The 18,658-nt window shown below is 66.5% G+C and carries 18 protein-coding genes and 3 pseudogenes; 11 read left to right on the top strand and 10 right to left on the bottom strand.

The window, feature by feature from the left end:
- Position 1: 1 nt before the first annotated feature.
- Genes FOJ82_RS11800 through FOJ82_RS11785 form a run of 4 tightly spaced genes read right to left on the bottom strand, consistent with a single transcriptional unit; the run spans position 2 to position 3,804 of the window.
- Positions 2-538, bottom strand: a complete 537-nt coding sequence (locus FOJ82_RS11800) for an HIT family protein (protein ID WP_143938701.1) — start codon at positions 536-538, stop codon at positions 2-4.
- A complete protein-coding gene (gene thrS, locus FOJ82_RS11795; protein WP_143938700.1) occupies positions 531-2,567 on the bottom strand; it encodes a threonine--tRNA ligase in 2,037 nt (678 codons plus the stop codon). Before thrS ends, FOJ82_RS11800 begins: the two co-directional genes overlap by 8 nt.
- 38 nt (positions 2,568-2,605) lie before the next feature.
- Positions 2,606-3,511, bottom strand: coding sequence for an EamA family transporter (locus tag FOJ82_RS11790; RefSeq protein ID WP_143938699.1), 906 nt, complete (start codon positions 3,509-3,511; stop codon positions 2,606-2,608).
- A gap of 5 nt (positions 3,512-3,516) precedes the next feature.
- On the bottom strand, positions 3,517-3,804 hold the full coding sequence (locus tag FOJ82_RS11785; protein WP_143938698.1) for a GNAT family N-acetyltransferase: 288 nt from the start codon (positions 3,802-3,804) through the stop codon (positions 3,517-3,519).
- 57 nt (positions 3,805-3,861) lie between these two features.
- Between FOJ82_RS11785 and FOJ82_RS16900 the strand changes: the two genes are divergently transcribed.
- The 3 genes from FOJ82_RS16900 to FOJ82_RS11775 all read left to right on the top strand — a co-directional run bounded on the left by FOJ82_RS16900 (position 3,862) and on the right by FOJ82_RS11775 (position 6,078).
- Positions 3,862-3,984 (top strand): hypothetical protein, encoded by a 123-nt coding sequence (locus FOJ82_RS16900; RefSeq protein ID WP_281279943.1) that lies wholly within the window; start codon positions 3,862-3,864, stop codon positions 3,982-3,984.
- A gap of 186 nt (positions 3,985-4,170) precedes the next feature.
- Positions 4,171-5,058: a VldE C-terminal domain-containing protein gene (locus tag FOJ82_RS11780; protein ID WP_143938697.1), complete on the top strand. Its 888-nt coding sequence runs from the start codon at positions 4,171-4,173 to the stop codon at positions 5,056-5,058.
- Positions 5,059-5,091: 33 nt separating this feature from the next.
- Complete coding sequence (locus FOJ82_RS11775) at positions 5,092-6,078, top strand: NAD-dependent epimerase/dehydratase family protein (protein ID WP_143938696.1); 987 nt, start codon at positions 5,092-5,094, stop codon at positions 6,076-6,078.
- Here the strand turns inward: FOJ82_RS11775 and FOJ82_RS11770 are convergent.
- A complete protein-coding gene (locus tag FOJ82_RS11770) occupies positions 6,069-7,328 on the bottom strand; it encodes a DUF2817 domain-containing protein (RefSeq protein WP_143938695.1) in 1,260 nt (419 codons plus the stop codon). The two genes, FOJ82_RS11775 and FOJ82_RS11770, sit on opposite strands and share 10 nt — an antisense overlap.
- Before the next feature lie 82 nt (positions 7,329-7,410).
- Here FOJ82_RS11770 and FOJ82_RS11765 point away from each other — a divergent pair, with 82 nt between their 5' ends.
- Positions 7,411-7,848: a GNAT family N-acetyltransferase gene (locus tag FOJ82_RS11765; protein WP_246099861.1), complete on the top strand. Its 438-nt coding sequence runs from the start codon at positions 7,411-7,413 to the stop codon at positions 7,846-7,848.
- 39 nt (positions 7,849-7,887) lie between these two features.
- Here the strand turns inward: FOJ82_RS11765 and FOJ82_RS11760 are convergent, their stop codons facing one another.
- Positions 7,888-8,136 carry a hypothetical protein gene (locus tag FOJ82_RS11760; RefSeq protein WP_143938693.1) on the bottom strand — a complete coding sequence of 83 codons (249 nt, stop codon included), beginning with the start codon at positions 8,134-8,136 and terminating at the stop codon, positions 7,888-7,890.
- Between the two features lie 101 nt (positions 8,137-8,237).
- On the opposite strand from FOJ82_RS11760, the gene FOJ82_RS11755 reads away from it, so the two are divergent.
- The gene (locus tag FOJ82_RS11755) at positions 8,238-9,197 is read left to right on the top strand and encodes a hypothetical protein (protein ID WP_143938692.1); all 960 of its coding nucleotides are present in this window, start codon (positions 8,238-8,240) and stop codon (positions 9,195-9,197) included.
- Positions 9,194-9,688 (top strand): VldE C-terminal domain-containing protein, encoded by a 495-nt coding sequence (locus FOJ82_RS11750; protein ID WP_143938691.1) that lies wholly within the window; start codon positions 9,194-9,196, stop codon positions 9,686-9,688. The genes FOJ82_RS11755 and FOJ82_RS11750 overlap by 4 nt, the downstream gene beginning before the upstream one ends.
- A 23-nt stretch (positions 9,689-9,711) precedes the next feature.
- Here the strand turns inward: FOJ82_RS11750 and FOJ82_RS11745 are convergent, their stop codons facing one another.
- On the bottom strand, positions 9,712-11,031 hold the full coding sequence (locus FOJ82_RS11745; protein ID WP_143938690.1) for an ISL3 family transposase: 1,320 nt from the start codon (positions 11,029-11,031) through the stop codon (positions 9,712-9,714).
- 577 nt (positions 11,032-11,608) lie between these two features.
- Positions 11,609-12,763, bottom strand: a complete 1,155-nt coding sequence (locus tag FOJ82_RS11740; RefSeq protein WP_143938689.1) for a chymotrypsin family serine protease — start codon at positions 12,761-12,763, stop codon at positions 11,609-11,611.
- 379 nt (positions 12,764-13,142) lie between these two features.
- Between FOJ82_RS11740 and FOJ82_RS16895 the strand changes: the two are divergent.
- The 5 genes and pseudogenes from FOJ82_RS16895 to FOJ82_RS16965 form a co-directional block, all read left to right on the top strand.
- Positions 13,143-13,790: pseudogene (locus FOJ82_RS16895) on the top strand (hypothetical protein); the annotation flags it as partial.
- Between the two features lie 12 nt (positions 13,791-13,802).
- Complete coding sequence (locus tag FOJ82_RS16890) at positions 13,803-14,243, top strand: BRCT domain-containing protein (RefSeq protein ID WP_342780588.1); 441 nt, start codon at positions 13,803-13,805, stop codon at positions 14,241-14,243.
- 103 nt (positions 14,244-14,346) lie between these two features.
- Positions 14,347-15,558, top strand: coding sequence for a glycosyltransferase 87 family protein (locus FOJ82_RS11730; RefSeq protein ID WP_185975766.1), 1,212 nt, complete (start codon positions 14,347-14,349; stop codon positions 15,556-15,558).
- Between the two features lie 316 nt (positions 15,559-15,874).
- Positions 15,875-16,144, top strand: coding sequence for a hypothetical protein (locus tag FOJ82_RS11725; RefSeq protein ID WP_143938686.1), 270 nt, complete (start codon positions 15,875-15,877; stop codon positions 16,142-16,144).
- Between the two features lie 238 nt (positions 16,145-16,382).
- A pseudogene (locus FOJ82_RS16965) lies at positions 16,383-16,616 on the top strand (type IIL restriction-modification enzyme MmeI); the annotation flags it as partial.
- Between the two features lie 67 nt (positions 16,617-16,683).
- Here FOJ82_RS16965 and FOJ82_RS16725 read toward each other — a convergent pair.
- Together FOJ82_RS16725 and FOJ82_RS11705 are read right to left on the bottom strand one after the other, a co-directional pair.
- A pseudogene (locus FOJ82_RS16725) lies at positions 16,684-17,619 on the bottom strand (IS3 family transposase); the annotation flags it as partial.
- 35 nt (positions 17,620-17,654) lie between these two features.
- Positions 17,655-18,485, bottom strand: a complete 831-nt coding sequence (locus FOJ82_RS11705; protein WP_143938683.1) for a tyrosine-type recombinase/integrase — start codon at positions 18,483-18,485, stop codon at positions 17,655-17,657.
- Positions 18,486-18,658 lie beyond the last annotated feature (173 nt).

Raw genomic sequence — 18,658 nt, 5'->3', positions numbered from 1 at the left:
CTCACTCGTCCCAGGCCGCGGCCAGCAGGCGGCGGGCGTCGTCGAGCAGTTGCGGAAGGGCGCGGGTGCGGCCGATCACCGGCAGGAAGTTCATGTCGCCGCCCCATCGCGGGACGACGTGCTGGTGGAGGTGCATGGCGATCCCGGCGCCGGCCACCTCGCCCTGGTTCATGCCGAGGTTGAAGCCGTCGGGTCCGCTGACCCGTCGCAGCACGCGCATGGCGCGCTGCGTCAGCTCCGCGACGTCCCGGGTCTCGTCCGCGGTGAGGTCGGTGTAGTCCGGGACGTGGCGGTAGGGACACACCAGCAGGTGGCCCGGCGAGTACGGGAACAGGTTCATCACGACGTAGGCGTGCTCTCCCCGTGCCACGACCAGCCCGTCCGCGTCATCCTTCGTCGGGGACGTGCAGAACGGACAGTCGTGGTCGCCCTCGGGCTTGCCCTGGCCGTGGATGTAGACCATCCGGTGCGGGGTCCACAGGCGCTGGAATGCGTCCGGGACCCCGGCCAGGGTGGAGCTGTCCTCGATGTCAGGCATTCGCCGTCGGGGACTCGTTGGAGCGCGAGGCGATGAACCCGACGATCTCCGCGACTGCCTCGGCGACGGGGACACCGTTGCGCTGCGATCCGTCGCGGAACCGGAACGAGACCGCGTCCGCGTCGCGGTCCTCGCCGCCGGCGATCAGCACGAACGGCGCCTTGAGCTTGGCCGAATTGCGGATCTTCTTGGGGAAGCGGTCGTCGGAGGTGTCGAACTCCACCCGGACACCGGCCGCGCGCAACTGCGCGACGACGCCACCCAGGTACTCGTCGAACTCGCCGGCCACCGGGATGGCCACCACCTGGATGGGTGCCAGCCAAGCCGGGAACGCGCCCGCGTAGTGCTCGATCAGCACGCCCATGAACCGCTCGATCGAGCCGAACTTGGCCGAGTGGATCATGACCGGCTGCTGGTGCGAGCCGTCGCTGGCGGTGTACTGGAGCTGGAACCGCTCGGGCTGGTTGAAGTCGTACTGGATGGTGGACATCTGCCAGGTGCGTCCGATGGCGTCCCGGGCCTGGATCGAGATCTTCGGCCCGTAGTAGGCGGCGCCACCCGGGTCGGCCACCACGGGCAGCCCGGACTCGTCGGCGATCTGCTGCAGGATGGCGGTCGCCTCGTCCCACTGGGCGTCGGAGCCGATGAACTTGTCCTTCTTCTTGCCGTCCTCGTCACGGGTCGAGACCTCGAGCGCGACGTCGGTCATGCCGAAGTCGTTGAGCAGCGACAGGATGAAGCGCAGCAGGTGGCGCACCTCGTCGGGAGCCTGCTCCTTGGCCACGTAGCTGTGGGAGTCGTCCTGCGTGATCGAGCGCACGCGGGTCAGGCCCTGCACCACCCCGGACTTCTCGTCGCGGTAGACGGTTCCGAACTCGAAGAACCGCAGCGGCAGCTCCCTGTAGGAGCGGCCGCGCGAGGAGAAGATCAGGTTGTGCATCGGGCAGTTCATCGCCTTCAGCCGGTAGGCCTGGCCGCCCCTGACCACGTTGCCCTGCTCATCGCGCTCCGCGTCCTCCAGCAGCGGCGGGAACATGCCGTCGGCGTAGTACGGAAGATGCCCGGAGGTGTAGAAGAGCTCCTCCTTGGCGATGTGAGGGGTGCCGACGTAGTCGAAACCCTCCTCGATGTGCCGGGCGCGGACGTAGTCCTCCATCTCGCGCTTGATGACGCCCCCGAGGGGGTGGAACAGCGGCAGGCCGGATCCGACGATCTCGTGGAAGCTGAACAGGTCGAGCTCTTGGCCGAGCTTGCGGTGGTCGCGCTTGGCGGCCTCCTCCAGGCGGGTCTTGTATGCCTGGAGCTCCTCCTTGGTCGCCCACGCGGTGCCGTAGACGCGCTGCAGGCCGGCGTTGCTCTGGTCACCGCGCCAGTAGGCGGCCGACGACCGGGTCAGGGCCCAGCCGTTGCCGAGGTAGCCGGTGTTGGGCACGTGGGGACCGCGGCACAGGTCCTTCCAGGCCACCGACCCGTCGCGTCGGACGTTGTCGTAGATGGTCAGCTCGCCGGCACCGACCTCGACGGAGGAGCCGTCGTCATCGCTGGCGCTGCCCTTGTCGGCGATGAGCTCGAGCTTGAAGGGCTCGGCCGCGAGTTCGGCACGCGCGTCGTCGTCCGAGACGGCGCGACGCACGAAGCGCTGCTTCTCCTTCACGATCCGGCCCATCTGCTTCTCGATGGCCTTCAGGTCCTCGGGCGTGAGGGGTGCGGTCTCGAAGTCGTAGTAGAAGCCGTCGACGATGGGCGGGCCGATGCCGAGCTTCGCCTCCCCGTGCAGGTTCTGGACGGCCTGCGCGGTCACGTGGGCCGCGGAGTGGCGCAGGATCGCCAGGCCCTCCGGGCTGTCCACGAGGACCGGCTCGACGACGTCGCCGTCGCCCAACTCGCGCTGCAGGTCGAGGATCTCCTCGCCGACGCGCATTGCGACGACCGTCCTGTCGGTGCCGAAGATGTCCAGTCCGGTGGTCGTGGTGGTCAGCTCAACCTGTTCCGCGTAGTCTGGGCGGCGGACGGTGATGACTCCACTCATCGTTTCTCCTTCGAGAGGGTTCTGGACTGTTCCACGCCTCATTGTGCCGCACTCGGCGCGGTTCGCGTTCCCGTGGCCCCGCGGCGGGTGCTGGAGCTCCAGGTGGCCCCGATGGACGCGGCCACCACGCACAGCATCGCCAGCCACTCCTGCCAGCCGAGCAACTCCCCCACGATCAGGAACGCGAGCAGGGCGGCGGCGCCGGGCTCGAGGCTCATCAGGATGCTGAAGGTGTGTGACCGGATGCTGCGGCGCGCGAACATCTCCAGTCCGTACGGGATCACGGTGGCCAGCAGCGCGACCACCAGACCGAGGCCGAGCACGCGCCAGGACAGCAACTCGGGACCGGACAGGGCCAGGCCCGGCACGACCAGCGCCAGGGCACCGGCACCGCTGGCCACGGTCACCCCGGTGGCGCCGCTCCAGCGCACGCCAACAGGGCCGGCGAGCACGATGTAGGCGGCCCAGAAGGCACCCGCACCAACCGCCAGAGCCATGCCCAGCAGGTCGGCCTCCGCCGGGAAGGCACCGAGCAGCGCCACTCCCCCGGCGGCGAGCAACACCCAGCCGAACTCCACCGCCCGCTTGGCGCCCCTGACGGCGAGCAGCAGCGGTCCGATGAACTCGAGCGTCACGGCCAGACCGATCGGGATGCGGGCGATCGAAAGGTAGAACAGCAGGTTCATGCCCGCCAGGCACAGGCCGTAGGCGACGACGTAGCCCCAGTCAGCGCGGGTACGCCCGCGCAGGCGGGGCGGTGCGATCGCCAGCAGCACCAGAGTCGCGAACACGGCCCGCAACAGGGTGACGCCGTACGGGCTGGTCTGGTCGAACAGGAGCTTCGCAAAGGAGGAGCCCGTCTGGACGCTGACGATCGCGACGAGGACGAGCAGGACGGGATTGACCCGGGGACGGCGGGCCTGCGCCGACGCCGCCGGAACCACTGCGTTCAGTCGGCCGCCACCAGGGTGCCGTACGCAGGGTTGCGCTCGATGTGCTTCCTGATGAACGAGCACGCGGGCCGCACGAGCAGGCCGGTGTCGCGGATGTCGGCCAGCGCGAAGTCCGCCAGCTTCTGGGCGTAGCCCTTGCCGCCGTACTCCTTGTCCACCTCGGTGTGGGGCAGGGCGACGACGTCCGTGTCGCGCACGTAGTCGATGAAACCGATGCGCTTGCCGTCGAGATGGATCTCGTAGCGCTGCTCTGCCTCGTTCTTGACCAGTTCGGGATCAGCCATGCGGCAACCCTACTCCACGGCATCAGCCCCGGGCGGGAGTGGAGTAGCGTCGCCGCCATGACCATCACGAGCCCCTACGACGGGGACGACTTCTACTGCGACATGGCACAGCCGAACATCCCCGAGCTCGCCGTCGTGCACCTCGACGAGAGGGTCCTCGCGCGGGCGCAACTGCGCTGACCAGCGCCGACGAATGCGGCGCAGCCCCGCACTGTGGTCAGGATTGGCCTATCGTGTGTGGCATCCGCAGTCACCAGGCACTGCCGGTACCACTGCAGGTCCCGGCGCACGGGGGAAGTCGCCGCGGCTGTGATCCCTGCCCACGGGCTGCCGGTCGCGCCAGCCCTCTCACCCCGGAGAACCACCTTGACCAGGAAACTGTTCGCGCTACCGGCGCTGCTGCTGGCGCTGGTCGCCAGCCTCACAATCCTCACGAACCCCGCCACGGCGACAGCCGACGACGACGTCAACGTCTACACCACCCCCGGCTACCACACGGTGAACGGCAGGGAGTGGCACACGACCTGCGCGAAGTACGACGCGCGGATCACCCGCTGCCGCGCCGAGATCAAGTCCGAGGGCAAGTGGGTGTTCAACAACCTCACCTACCTCGCCACCGACCACGCCAACTGGTACGGCAACAACCTCGCCAAGTCGGGCTTCTTCACCTCCGACCGCCGCCAGTGGGTGACCTCCTGCAATGACTCCTGGACCGGCGCCAACGCCTGCCGCTCGTTCATCTTCGCCGGCGACAAGTGGGTGTTCAACAACATCGTGTACTTCACCCCCGGCACCGCGCAGCTACCCCCCTCGACGTTCGACCAGGACAGCGGCGTGCTGACGGTCAACGGCAAGATCACCAACCCGCCGGAGTCACTCAACCGTGGCAACTCCAGCGGTCTTGACTACACCAACGAGAACACCAAGAAGGTCATCCGCCACGTCTGGGCGAACTACCCCCAGATCAAGACGATGTACGGCTGGCGTCGCGACGTCACCCCGGACCACCCCGCCGGCCGCGCCGTCGACGTCATGATCCCGAACTGGCGCACCGACAGCGGCATCCTGCTGGGCTGGGAGATCGCCCTGTACTACAAGGCCCACGCCTCGGACTTCGGCATCGACTACATCATCTGGGACCAGCGGATCTGGTCCGTCTCCCGCAACTCCGAGGGCTGGCGTCCGATGGGTGACCGCGGGAGCCACACCTCCAACCACCTGGACCACGTCCACATCAACACCTACGACAGCTGATCGCCGCGGCGGGGGTGCGCCTACGCTTGGCGCATGCGCATCCTCGTCCTGGGCGGTACCGCGTTCCTGTCGGCCGCCATCGCCCGCTCCGCCGCGCGCACACACGACGTGACCTGTGCCGCCCGGGGCACCTCGGGCGAGCCACCCGAGGCTGCGACGTTCGTCCGCTGGGACCGCAACCAGCCCGTGCCGGAGGGACTGGTCGCTGGTGGCTTCGACGCGGTCGTCGACGTATCCGGTTCCCCTTCCCACGTCCGGGCGGCAGTGGCGGCGTTCCCGACCGCCCACTGGGTGTTCGTGTCCACAATCAGCGTGTACTCAGATCTCTCCGTGCCCGGGGGCGGCCCGGACGACACGCCACTCCTGGCACCGGAGCCCGACGACACCGAGGCCTCACCCGAGACCTACGGCGGCAGGAAGGTGGCCTGCGAGGCCCACGTGCGCGAGGGTGCGACGCGGGCGACAATCCTGCGCCCCGGCCTGATCGTCGGGCCCGGCGACGCCTCGGGCCGGTTCGCCCACTGGCCGTCGAGGCTGCGCCAGTCTTCCTTGGACGGCAAGCCCTACCTGGCCCCGCTGCCGATGGATGATCCCGCCCAGTGGATCGACGCCCGCGACCTGGCGGACTGGACGGTGCGCATCATCGAGGACGGGACCACTGGCACTTTCGACGCGATCGGGCAGCCGGTCCCCCGCTCGCAGTTCCTCTCGGAGGTCGGAGACGGTGTCGGCGCCCACCCCGATATCGAGTGGGCAGAACCCGACCGGCTGCTCGAGCAGGGAGTCGGGTTCTGGGCGGGTCCCGGGGCGATCCCGATGTGGGTTCCCCTCCCTGAGTACGCGGGAATGATGGATCGCGACCATGCGCCGGCCCAGCGCGCCGGCCTGAGCACCAGGGCGTTGGCCGAGACTGCGGCGGACGTGCTCGCCTGGGTCGACGGCCGGGACCTGCCGATGGGTCTCACGCGTCAGGACGAGCTGACCGTCATCGCCGGCGGCTCGCTCACCGGTCAGGAATAGGTGCCGCCCAGCGCTCGGACCAAGCCGTCTCGGGCGGTGATGGCGGCGTAGTGGTCGCTGACGTTGGCGGAGTACTCGATCGTGATGGCGGCCCCGTCGGTGGTGGCGTTGACCCACTGCGTCATGGTGCCGCGGCACTCACCCCCGCAGTCGAGGCTGCGCGACGGCAGCCCGAGTTCCCGCACCAGGGCGTCGTGGAGGCCGCGGTCCTTGATCCTGTAGTTGTCGACACCCGTCAGCGGCTGGTGGATGGAGACCATCCGGTCCGGCCGGATCTTCTCGATGAAGGCGGCCATCGCCTGTGACTCCGGCTCGCTCAGCGGTCCGGTGCCGGAGTAGTAGCGGTTGCCCTTCTCGTTCTGCTCGTAGTTGACGGGCCAATTGCGGTTCAGGTCGACGCCGTTGGAGTTCTGGCGCCGATTCCTGGCGTGGCCGTCAGGGTTCATGCTGGGGACTACCCACAGCTGGACTCCGGAGACCTCCCGGTGGTCGTTCACCATTCCCCAGGCGCTGAGCGTCCCGGCAGGCTCCTCGCCGTGCATCTGGCCCAGGACCAGTGCCACGTTGTCGGCGTCGGGATCCCCCACCTGGTAGGCCCACAGCTCACGGCCCTCGACCGAGTGACCGATCAGCTCCCGGGAGACATAGGACTGCCGCGCCGTCCCAGGGCGCGCGATCACGCCGTCGGCGAACAGCACGATGTTGTTGAAGACCATCTTCGTCTCCTGCACGAATGCACTCCCGCGCTTGGCCACGACAGTGGCCATGGCCCAGCTGCGGCAGCCGTCGCGTCCCGTCTGCGGGGTGTCGCACTCGGTGCGCCACCTGCGGCCGTCGTCGGCGGTCCACTCCTTGTTCTGCGCCAAGGGGTTGCCGGCCCAGTTCTTGCGGGGCGAGGCCAGGTAGGTCAGGTTGTTGAACACATAGGAGTTGCGTTCGACATAGCGGCCACCCGAGACGACGACGGTCCGCGCGAGGATGTCGGTGCGGCAGCGGAACACGGTGGTCGAGTACTGCTCGCACGATGTCCGCCACTCCCTGCCGTTGACCGAGTGGCTGCCGGGGGTGCTGTAGACCCAGGCGCCGTTGCTGGTGTCGGCCGCCGCAGGTGGCGCCGTCCGGGCGACGAGGCCGAGGGAGGCGACCACGAAAGCTGCCAGGGTGAGGACCAGCAGCCGTCTCAGCGGAATTCTGGCGCGGTCGGCTGCGCGACGACGAAGGGGCAGGGCGATGGTGGCTGGCGCTGGCACGTCGTCAGGCTACAGGCGGGAGGGTCACACGACCGGGGCGTCGGGGTGGGGACGACCTCCCGTCGGCGACTACGTTGGCCTCGTGCACACGATCGACAAGGCCTTCGCCGACCTGACCACGCGGGAGCTGTACGAGATCCTGCGGCTGCGCGTCGACGTGTTCGTGGTGGAGCAGGCGTGCGCCTACCCCGAACTCGATGGCCATGACTTGGTACCGACCACCCGGCACGTGTGGATCCCCGGCGATGCCGCCACAGGACCGATCGCGTACCTGCGGGTGCTGCGCGCCTCGGAAGCCCTCCGCATCGGCCGGGTCGTCACCCACCCCGACAGCAGAGGCCGGGGGCTCGCCCGGATGCTGCTCCGCTCCACCGTCGAGGCCCACGCCGATGAACGGATCGACATCGACGCGCAGGCGCACCTCACCGCCTGGTACGAGCAGTTCGGGTTCCGCGTTTCCGGGGACGAGTTCCTGGATTTCGGTATCCCGCACCTGCCGATGACGCGGATGCCCCGCTGAGTTCCGCAACCCACGCAGCCTGAGCTGCTGAGGCGCTCGCTAGTTGGACGGGCCTGTCGCAGTAGTTGTTTCCCGGGCGCCGTCCCTGCTCGGTTCGGCTGAGGCGCCTTCGGTTGCTCCAGCCGCTCGCGCCCGGACCTGGACCCACAAGTGGATCGCGTAGGCGACCGCGACGAGCATGATGGCGCCGGCGGCGATGAGCTCCCGGCCCTGGTCGTCGGCCGAGACGTTGCCGCTGATGTTGAGCAGGACGTGGAACACCACGCCCGGGAGAATGCTGCCGGTCATCTCGAACAACAGGCACAAAGCGATGCCGATCCCGACTCCGAGGACGACCTGCGCCCGCTGCTGGCCCAGGCAGCGGAGACGCCGCAGCGGCCGGGGATCCGTTGTCGGTCATCAACGCCGACCCGGCCATGCGGCACACCCCGTACTCGGAAGCTGCTGCAGCGGCGGCGGGGATCACAACCGACCTGCGGTTGAAGAAACTGAACGGTGCGTCGGTGACGGTCACGAAGGAGGCGCAGTACAACGCCGCCGTGATGGTGACCACGATCCGGAACGCGAACTGGCCTGGTGTGTCGGCGGCGGACAAGGACCGCCTCGCCCTGATCGCGCTCATCACGATGGCGCAGGAGTCGACGTTCTACACGAACGCTTCGGCGTTGAACCCGGACGAGAACGAGGACGCTGGCCCGTTCCAGCAGCGCACGAAGGTCGGCTGGTACGCCGACGGCGCCACCCAAGCCGAAAACGTGCAGATTCTGCAGTCGATCCCGTATGCGACGTTGACGTTCATCGAGGGCCACAAGGTTGCGGTGAAAGCGTCTGGTGGCGCCGGACCGGTCGGGTACCGCATCCCTGGCGTGTTTGCGAAGAAGGAGTGGCGCACCGCTGAGCCGTGGCGCACCTCGGTGGCGGTGCAGGTGCCGGCGAAGTGGACGTATCCGATGTCGGAGGCGTGGACTCCGGTCGCGCAAGCCCTGTTGGCGGCGATCGACGGGACCGTCGTGCCAGTCGATGGCGGCTCGAACCTGGCGGGGTGTTGGGGTGGCGGGAACGCGCAGTTCACGACCGGGACCCTGTCGTTGGTGGAGCCGGGCCCGTGGGGTGGACACAGCAGCGGCGACATCCCGTCGGGGTTGTGTGATGCCCGCGTCGCCGGCCGGAGCGTCCAGCTGCGCTGCGACGCGGCGAAGAGCCTCGAGGTCCTCGCGGAGGAGTACAAACGGTTCGGGAACGGCGCCGGGGAGGTTCGTCTGGCTGCCGGCCCGAACGGGTGTCCCGCATCGACCAGACACAAGCTGGTGGCGGATTCCATGCCGCGTTCGGGTGGGGCTTGGCGGTGAGGCTCGATCCTGGGTCGCCGGCGTTCGCGTGGGTTGTTGAGCATCAGGACACGTCGAGTTGGCGGCAGCCCGCTGACACGCGCGCGAAAGATCCCGGCCTGTTCCTGTACTACGCGGTCGCGGGGCCGCAGGCGGAAGGGTGGGAGGTTGGCCTGAAACCGGCCACCGTCAACATCGGCCGGTACGTGAAGGCGAACTACGAGCAGATCACCACGATCGGTGGGCATCGGCGTGACACGACGAACGATCACCCGTCCGGTAGGGCGATCGACATCATGATCCCGGACTACAAGTCGACGGAGGGTCGTGACCTCGGTGACCGGATGGCTGCTGATCTGCGGTCCCGGGCGACTCAGCTCGGCATCCAGTACATCATCTGGGACGGCCACATCTGGAACGTTGCCCGTGATGGGGAGGGGTGGCGGCACATGGCGGATCGGGGTTCGGATTCGGCGAACCATTACGACCACCTCCACGTCAACACGTGGTGACTATCGGAGTCTTTATGGGCTCTTCACAATCGAGGGTGTAGTTGGGGTCTGAAGCCCCGAGTCTCGAGTAGGGATCTGGCGATGTAGTTGGTGAGGTTGCGGAACCCGAGGGCGGAGCCGCGGAGGTGTTCTAGGCGGCCGTTGATCGCCTCCGTGGGACCGTTCGAGGTGCCGGGCCGGTCGAAGTAGGCCAGCACATCAGCGGCTCGCTTCTTCAGTGTCCTGCCCAGGGTTGCGACCTCCTCCAGCGCAGCGGGAATCCCACTGCTGAGGGCTGTGATGAGCTCGTCCATGAGGTGCCGGCCCTTGGCGCGGTCGGGTTCTCTGTAGGCGCCGATCATGCGCTGGTAGATGCCCCAGGTGGCTTCGACCTCGCCGTGATCATCGCCGCTGAACAGGGCTCGGAGACGCGCTGCTTGTTTGTCGGTGAGTAGATCGGTTCCGGTGTGGAGGGTGCGTCTGGCGCGGTAGAGCGGGTCCCCGGTGCGGCCGCGGTGCCCGTGGAGGTTCTGCTGGACCCGTCGGCGACAGCGGTCGAGGGCGTCGCCGGCCAGGCGGACGACGTGGAAGGGATCCATCACGGCGACCGCGTCGGGAACCTCTTCGCTGGCTGCGGTCTTGAAGCCGGTGAACCCGTCCATCGCAACCACCTCCACCGCTTGGCGCCATGCGTGGTCGCGGTCGGCGAGCCATTGTTTGAACGCCTGCTTGGATCGGCCCGGGACCATGTCCAGCAACCGTGCCGGGCCGGTCCCGTCACGCACTGGGGTGAGGTCGATGACCACGGTGACGTACTTGTCGCCGCGGCGGGTGTGGCGCCACACGTGCTCATCGACGCCTACCACCCTCACGCCGTCGAAGCGGGCGGGATCGTTGATCAGGACCCGACTGCCCTCGGCCAAGACCGCGTCGTTGGCGGTGTTCCACGAAACCCCCAGCCCTTCAGCGACGCGGGCGATGGTGAGGTGAGCGACCACGATCCCCTGCAGCGCCCACCGCAGCCCACGACGTGACAACTTCGCTCTGGGCTCGGCTGCCCGGCTGGTGTCCTGGCGCCACACATGACCACACCCGGAGCACTTGTAGCGGCGGATCGTGACCTCCAGCACAGTGGGACGCCATCCCAACGGTTCGTGGGCCAGCCGCCGCTTCACCGTTCCCCGCGCGGTCCCTTCACAGCCGCAGCGTCGACACCAACGGTCGAGCTCCACGACCCGACAGGCGAGGATGGCCCGATCGGGCTCCAGACGCTGCCCCGTGACCTCGAGGCCAAGCTCGTCGAGCCGGCAGAAGGTCGTCAGGTCAGGACAGGCGAAGCCGGCAGCAGCGGTAACATCGGGCACGTCGAGGTCTTCCAGATGGGCAGCGTGAGAACTTCCATCATCGGGAGGCCTCGACCCCTATCCGGTCAACGACGCGCCGGACCCACTACACCCTGCTTTGTGATGAGCCGATAGACCGCTGCGGTGCTTTCAGGGGGACACCAACCAGAACGCATCCACCGGCGGGCCTTCCCACTTCTGTCGCCCATCTGGGTACTCGCCGCCCCCAAACGTGACGGTCGAGCCAGAGTCAGCGACTCGGACCCCCTCGGCATCAACTAGGCGAACTGATGCGCCTGATCCGTCTGCCCGGTAGCCTGGCGGAAAGATGAGTCCGTACAAGGTGCTGTCCATTTCGATTGTGAAGTAGGCTATTTCCGGGGCGATTTGCACTAGAAGAGCTCCCGACAACGAAGCGGTCGGATACTCGGGTAGAACGTGGTCAGTGGTCACCGTTTTCACGTATCCATCAGCAGCCCCCGGTCGCGTTTCGCCTGCGGATGGCTGAGCAACGGGGCCCGAGGGTGTGCAACTGCTAAGCAGGATCATGAAGGCAGCCCCTAAGCCCGCAAGCGCGAGTCGAACCCAGAGGTGATTGTTACGCATGCGCTACAACCCACGGGGACGGCAGGTAGGACAGAGACATGTAAATCCCATACGCTCCACCATTTCCGACGCCACTCGTCCAGCCGTACGCTGTAGAGTTGTTGAACCAAGGCCCACCAGAGTCACCGACCTGGACGATTGGCGAAGTCACCCCCGAGAACCGATTCACCTTGACGAAAGTGGCACTTCCGGACGGAACATAGCTTGGCAGGTGGCTCTTGGAGGCCACAGCCCCACACGTGTACCCAGTCACCTTTCCCATCTTGCAGACCGTCGTTCCAATCACCGTCCCGCTGATGCTTGTCGACGCGGTGACATTTCGGGTCGCACCCGACCCTAGGTCAATTCTCGCGATCAGAGAATGGTTGCTCGCGAACGAGTGGAACTGCACATCTCGACTGCCGCTGTACCATTCGCCGGCAAACGTAGAACTTACTCCGTTGAACACTTGGGAGTTGCCGCAATGCCCTGCGACTGTGCCACGACGGACATTGGTGGAAGTGTTTCGCACTACGAAGCCGGATGTGCAAGACGATGTCGTGAGTCCAGCAAAGATGTTGACGCCTTCAACCGACAGCGCTTCGGTCTTGCTAACGTGGACAGCGCCCCACGAGTTGTCCGAGGCCTTGCGTTTCTCAACGAGAAGCAGGACTCGCTGGTAGTTGTCTTCCGTGACATCGACCGCGACTACTCCCTTCCGGACGTCTATCCAACTATCGAAAGCTACGCCTTCCTCACGCAGAAGGTTTGACACCTTCCCCTGCGCTGCCATGAGGTCCGACTCCTCAAAGCTCACGCTCCTGAGCCGGACATTGGGATGCGACAAAACCTCAGGTGGAGGCACGACCGCACTCCCCGCCAACCAATTGACAGTTATCTGGGTGGGATTGTAGTCAAAATACAACCCACCGAAGGCCCCTGGGTACCGGTCGCTGAGCGACTCCTGCAAAGCTCGCGCGTTCTCGAGCACGTTCTCCGCGCGGCTAAGCTCGCCGCTGGACAGTCCATGCACTGCCGCGATCGCTTCAGCATCCGTGGCTTTCGCACCTCCGACGGGGAGGTCGTGGGTCTCATCAGGCGGGGTTGCTACACCGTCGGCGGGTAAGAGAACAGCTAGCGCGAGGATCAGTGAAATTGAGGAAATCACGCGCTTCCAACTAGTACGGTTACACATGTTGCGACCTTCCTGATGCAGAACATACGACAGGACATCGGCACTTGAACGATCGACCTCCGCCATTGGAGGTTCACGTGGCATTCCGTAGAGAATTGGTACTTAACCTTAAGCGTACTCTCCTAGTCGTTCACGCGCTGCATGTGTCTGCTATGACCCAGACCGGGATCCAGCCCTGTGGCCTGTCGGCACGTCTTCGCGCCAACCCACAGGGAACCTGGTTCGGTGAGCCGCGCCTTCACGGACCCCGCGGTGCCTGAAGGACATACCGGAGGACGCGGAGTGGGCGGGGGCCCGGGATGCCGCACACCCGGAGGGGTGAAGACACCACTTCGACCGGACCGTCGGACGGACCGGCAACATCGCCTACACCGCCGTCCTCGAACCCGTCGGTGTCGACGGCTCCGTCGTCGCCCGCGCCACCCTCCACAACGCCGACTTCATCGGTGAGCGTGACCTCCGCATCGGTGACACCGTGACGGTGTTCAAAGCCGGTGACATCATCCCCCGCGTCGAAGAACCCCTCATCGGTCTGCGCCCCGACGACGCGACCCCGTACGAGGCGCCGGACACGTGCCCCAGCTGCGGTGAACTCCTCGACCAGTCCGCCGTCATCTGGAAGTGTTCCACTCCGGCGTGCTCGATCGCCGGCGGCCTCGCGTACGCCGTCTCGAGGGACGCCCTCGACGTCGACGGGTTCTCCGTGAAGATCGCCGAAGCGCTCGCCGAGCACGACCTCGCCGCCGACCTGGCGGACCTGTTCACCCTCACCGTCGACCAGTACGCGACGCTGCCGCTCGGTGTGACGTCGACCGGGAACCCTCGCCTCCTCGGGAAGGTGACCGCTGCGAAGATCGTCGCCGGACTCGACGCAGCGAAGCAGGCTCCGCTGCACCGCGTCATCACCGCGCTCGGTCTCCGCGGCACCGGCCGCGGCGTGTCCCGACGCCTCGCCACCCATTTCGGGTCGCTGGCCGCTCTCCAGGCCGCCACGCCCGCCGAGCTCGCCGCAATGCCGATGGGGACGTACTCGTCAACGGGGAAGGCGCTCACCCTCGGCCCCGCGAAGGCGACCCTGGTCGCAGCCCAGCTGGCGTCTCCCTACTACCAGACCCTGATCGGGAAGCTCGAGAGGGCCGGTGTCACCACCACCGCAACAGCTTCCACGGATGATGGCGTGGCCGGGAACACGGACACAGCTGCTGGCGACGCGAGCGCGGGTTCGCCGCTGTCGGGGATGAACGTCGTCGTCTCCGGCACAGTGCCCGGCTACTCCCGCACCACGGTCGCGGAGGCGATCGAAGCTGCCGGGGGTCGGGCGTCGGGCAGTGTGTCGGCGACCACGTCGCTGCTGGTGTCGGAGCCGTCGTCGACGTCGAAGTACGTGAAGGCGCAGCAGCTCGGGGTACGGATCGTCACCCCGTCCGAGTTCCTCACCATCCTCCATGGCTGACGCTCAGCGGCAGCGTCCCCAAGCCTCGCTCTCCCCGCACGTGGAGCCGGGTCGCGCAGCTACAGGCGGAGGCCGGAACGCAGGGGCGATAGGCTCGCGAGCCATGACCGACCAGCCTGCAGAGCCAGCCACCAAGACTTCGGCGCGCTCATGGGTCGGCTGGCTCGTCGCAGCTTCAACGGCCCTCGTTGTTCTGTTGCTCGCCCAGCCTGTCGGCCTCGACCTCAAGGTGTACCGAGAGGGCGCACGGATCGCCCTCCAGGGCGGGCAGGGACTCTACGCTCCCTATCTAGGGCCGGTCGGCGATCCAGGTCTACCGTTCACCTACCCGCCCTTCGCGGCGCTGCTCTTCGCTCCACTCGCCCTCGTGCCCTTCGAGGCGACCTACGTAGTGATGACGGCACTCTCCGTCACCCTGATACACCTCGTCTCATGCCGGATCATGGACCGGCTGCGAGCCGCAGGACGATTCGGCCGCGTCCCGGCGTGGGCGCTGACCCCGTTCCTGCTGATCTCTGCTCCGTTCCTGGACACCCTGACCTACGGTCAAGTCAACGTCATCCTCTTGGCGGCCTGCTACTTGACGGCGTCACAGGCTCGCTGGCCGTGGCTATTCGGCGTTGCTGTTGGCGTCACTGCCGGGGTGAAGCTCACGCCTCTGGCGTTACTCCTACTTCCGCTTGCTCTGTGGAAGTGGCGCACCATCCTCGTTGCTGGGGCAACGTTCGCGGGCACTCAGCTGCTCGGACTTCTCGTGTTTCCCGCGCAGTCCGTCGAGTACTGGGGACATGTCATCTGGGACCCTACGCGTGTCGGCGCCACCGACTACATCGACAACCTGTCTCTGCGCGGCATTCTGGAACGCGCCGGTTTCGGATTCCCGGCATGGGCTGTTGCTGTCGGCCTTGCGATCGTGTTGGCGGGCGTGGCTATCTACCGCGCCCGTGATCAGCTGCCGGAGCAGTCGCTCGGCTTCGCTGCCGGGTGCATGCTCCTCATCTCCCCGGTGAGCTGGGTCCACCATTTCGTCTGGTGGCCGGTCATCGCGAGCGGTTGGGCACCGTCCGACCGACGTGCCACTTCCGGTTCTTTGGGTGCCGCCGCCCTCCGCAAGATTGCGCTCGCGCTCCTGATCCTTCCGCTGGTTGCCAGCCCGAAGATCCTCATGAAGTTGGCGGGCGTGGACGAGACGTCGATTTTTTACATCGTCGGTGTGGTGCTCTCGGCTCTGCCTGCGGTCGGCATCCTGTTGGGGACGGCGATCAACGCCTTCCGTCCCGGACGCGGCGAGCAGCCGAGGGCGGAGGCCGGGTAGGCGGCATCGAGTTCGTAATCGCTGCGACCCTGCCACCCCACCCGAGCCGGCGGCTTACCGGACCTAGGTTCTGGCCTGCACCATTGCCTTCATCGGCGGCGGCCTCATGAAGCTGCGACTATTCTCTCCGAAGTGACCTCGCTGGCAGCGGCGCCGGGCTAGTTTGGGGTCAGACGAGAACGACCTCGTCCCGATCCCCCGGAAGGAAAGCTCAAGGAAGAGACTATTCAGAGCCGCGGTGCTCGCATGCGTCGCAGTGGTCGGCTTGGTGCCGGCTGCCAGCGCGACCGAAGCGCAAGCCGCGACGTGCAACAGCGTGAAGATCGCTTCGAAGGACGGCCGCACGGTCTACCTGTGGCGATGCGGATCGAACGTGCACGCCCAGCTCGTCAACGCGTCCACCGGCGACCTCGTGTTCCTGCGTACCGCCGGCGGCACAAGCCTCGGTGGAGCACGCGTCCCCTCAGGCAAGACCTCGGTGAACTCGGGCTCGTACAGCCTGGCTCAGACCGGTGTCGTCAAGGCGTGTGTCACGCCGACCAACCGGTCGGAGTGGTGCACCTCCTACTACGTGGCAATCGTGTAGCAAGTGACCTGTAGGCGTGGCCCGAGAGAGTGTCTGCTCCCTCTCCGGGCCACGCCCCTGCCGGCAACCGGTCTGTGGTGCTCTCGAGCGGGCTCGCCCGCACCGCTCCCCTTCGCTTTGCTGAAGCCGATGAGTCCCCTCCCGCCAAGCCATGTAAGCAAGTCGCCTGCCGAGTTGACTCCTCGCGACAGCGAACTGTTGACCGAACGCTAAGGTCAGCGGGGACGAAAGGGCAACGATGGCAGCAAGCACAACATCGGGTCGACTAGGCACTGCAGCTGCGAAGAGTCGTGTCGCGCGTGCGCGACATTTCGCCGACCAATGGGCCGGCCGCGGATCCGAAAAGGGCGACACGCACACATTCTGGCTGCAACTGCTGCGTGACGTGGTCGGAATGGAGGACGTCACGACGAACGTCCGTTTCGAGCGTGCAACGTCGGAGCGCGGCTACATCGACGTGGTCATTCCCGCCGCCAAGACGATGATCGAGCAGAAATCACTCGGCGTCGATCTCGACAAACCGGAGGAACGCCAGGGCTGGATCGGGCGACCTTCTCGGTCTCGTTGCCATACAGCCATCCGCAACGGGGTCAGCACCAGGTCGGTGTGCATGCTCGCTGCGGCGTGCCAGGCCACGATGCGCTGTGAGTACACGTCGAGGATGAACGCGACATAGGCGAACCCTGCCCAGGTCCGGACATAGGTGAAGTCCATCACCCAGGTGTGATCGGGCCAGGGGGCGGTGAAGTCCCGATCGAGCAGGTCACCGGCGCGGGTGCCGTCCTTGGCGGGGATGGTGGTGCGGATACCCTTGCCACGGCGCACCCCCGACAGTCCCAGAGCCGTCATGGCCCGGTCCACACTGCCCGCCGACGCCTCAGCGAACCCGGGCTGGCGCCGCACCAGCGCGGTCATCTTCCTGCGTCCGTAGAGGCCTTCTGGTGTCATCTGGCGCTGCCCAACATGGTTGGTTACCCAGGCCAGATCCCGGACCTTGTCCAGGACGTGGGCGTCGCCGATGGTGCGCGCCGCGACAGTGGTGGTCCTGGCCTTCCAGGAGCGGTAGGTTCTTGCGGCGATCTGGCAGCCCTGCTCACGCAGCACCCGGCAGATCGACTCGACCGCGAACCCGTCGGCCTTCATCTGGTCGATGAAGCCGGCCATCATCGGTTGCGGGGGTCGAGTTCCCCCGCAAAGAAAGTCGTTGCCGCTCTCAGGATCGCGACGTCTTCTCGCAGGCGCCGGTTCTCGGCCTTCAACCGCTTCACCTCGGCCAGCTCCTCGGTGGTGGTGCCTTCGCGTTCGCCGGTGTCGACCTGGGCCTGAACCACCCAGCGTCGCACGGTCTCCTTCCCCAACCCCAGCTGCTTGGCCACGGCCGCTGCCGCGGCCGTCAGCGACGGGTACTCAGACTGGTGCTCGGTGACCAGACGCACAGCTCGTGCTTTCAACTCTGGATCGATGATCTTGGGCATAGTGCTCATTCTCCTTGACTCAAACAGGAGCGGCATCAAACCTGGGGCGCTTCAGCAGCGTTCCGCTTGGCCTCGTCGACGACGTGCTGATAACGGCCAGCCATACGGGTCGATGTCCACCCAAACCAGGACATCAACTCCCGCTCAGAAACGCCGCCAAGCATGAAGGCCGTCGCAAGCTGGTGCCTCATATCGTGCACACGACGCTCCGGGATGCCAGCATCACGGCAAATTTTCTTGATGTCGGAAAGGTCCCGCCGGTGCTCGATCGGCTGCCCGACATTGTTGGTGAAGACCCAGTCTCCATCATCCCAGTACGACGCCCGCAGCCGCCGCTGGGCTTGCGCTGCACGGTGCTTCTTCAACACAGGGAGCACTGAGGCCGCCAACATCACGGTGCGCTTGCTGGCCTTCGTCTTCAACAGCTGCACCCGATCCTGCAGGATGCGGTCTGGGCACTTCGCGGCTTTGTTCGGACACTTCGACTCCTGCTTGCAGCCGTGCAGGTACGTCCGGCGAACCCACTGCCGGCGGATCTTCACCACGCCGGTCTCGAGGTTGAAGTCGCTCCACTTCAGCCCCAGGACCTCACCTTGCCGGAGACCCAGGGTGAACCCGACGAGCCACCTTGCGACGTCGGGACGGAGGCTTGCGGCTTTGAAGAATGCAGCCACCTCCTCACGTTCCATCGGGGTAATCTCCACCTCCTCGACCGGCTTGAACCGCACGGTCTCGGCTGGGTTCCGGGCGATCCGTTGGCGTTGCGTAGCCAACTCGAGGGCAGTCTTCAGGACGCGAAGGATTTCCGCCCTTGTGTTCTCTGAACCGGGTCTGCCCTTGTAGTCGAACGGCTTGCGGATCGCCATTTCGATCTTCTCGGGTGTCAACGCCTTCAAGGTGATGTCACCCAGGCAGGGGATGAGCCAGTTGAATATCAGCGCTGCTGGGGGCCGTTGATCGTGTGTTTGGGGGCCACTGGCTGGCGGTGCTGATTGTCTCGTTGGGGGCCGGTGGTGGCGTGGTTGGGGGCCGCTGGTCT

The sequence above is a fragment of the Tessaracoccus rhinocerotis genome, assembly GCF_007197885.1.
GTDB lineage: Bacteria > Actinomycetota > Actinomycetes > Propionibacteriales > Propionibacteriaceae > Arachnia > Arachnia rhinocerotis.
The sequence above is the reverse complement of the archived record's forward strand: the minus strand, read 5'-3'. Positions and strand labels throughout refer to the sequence as shown.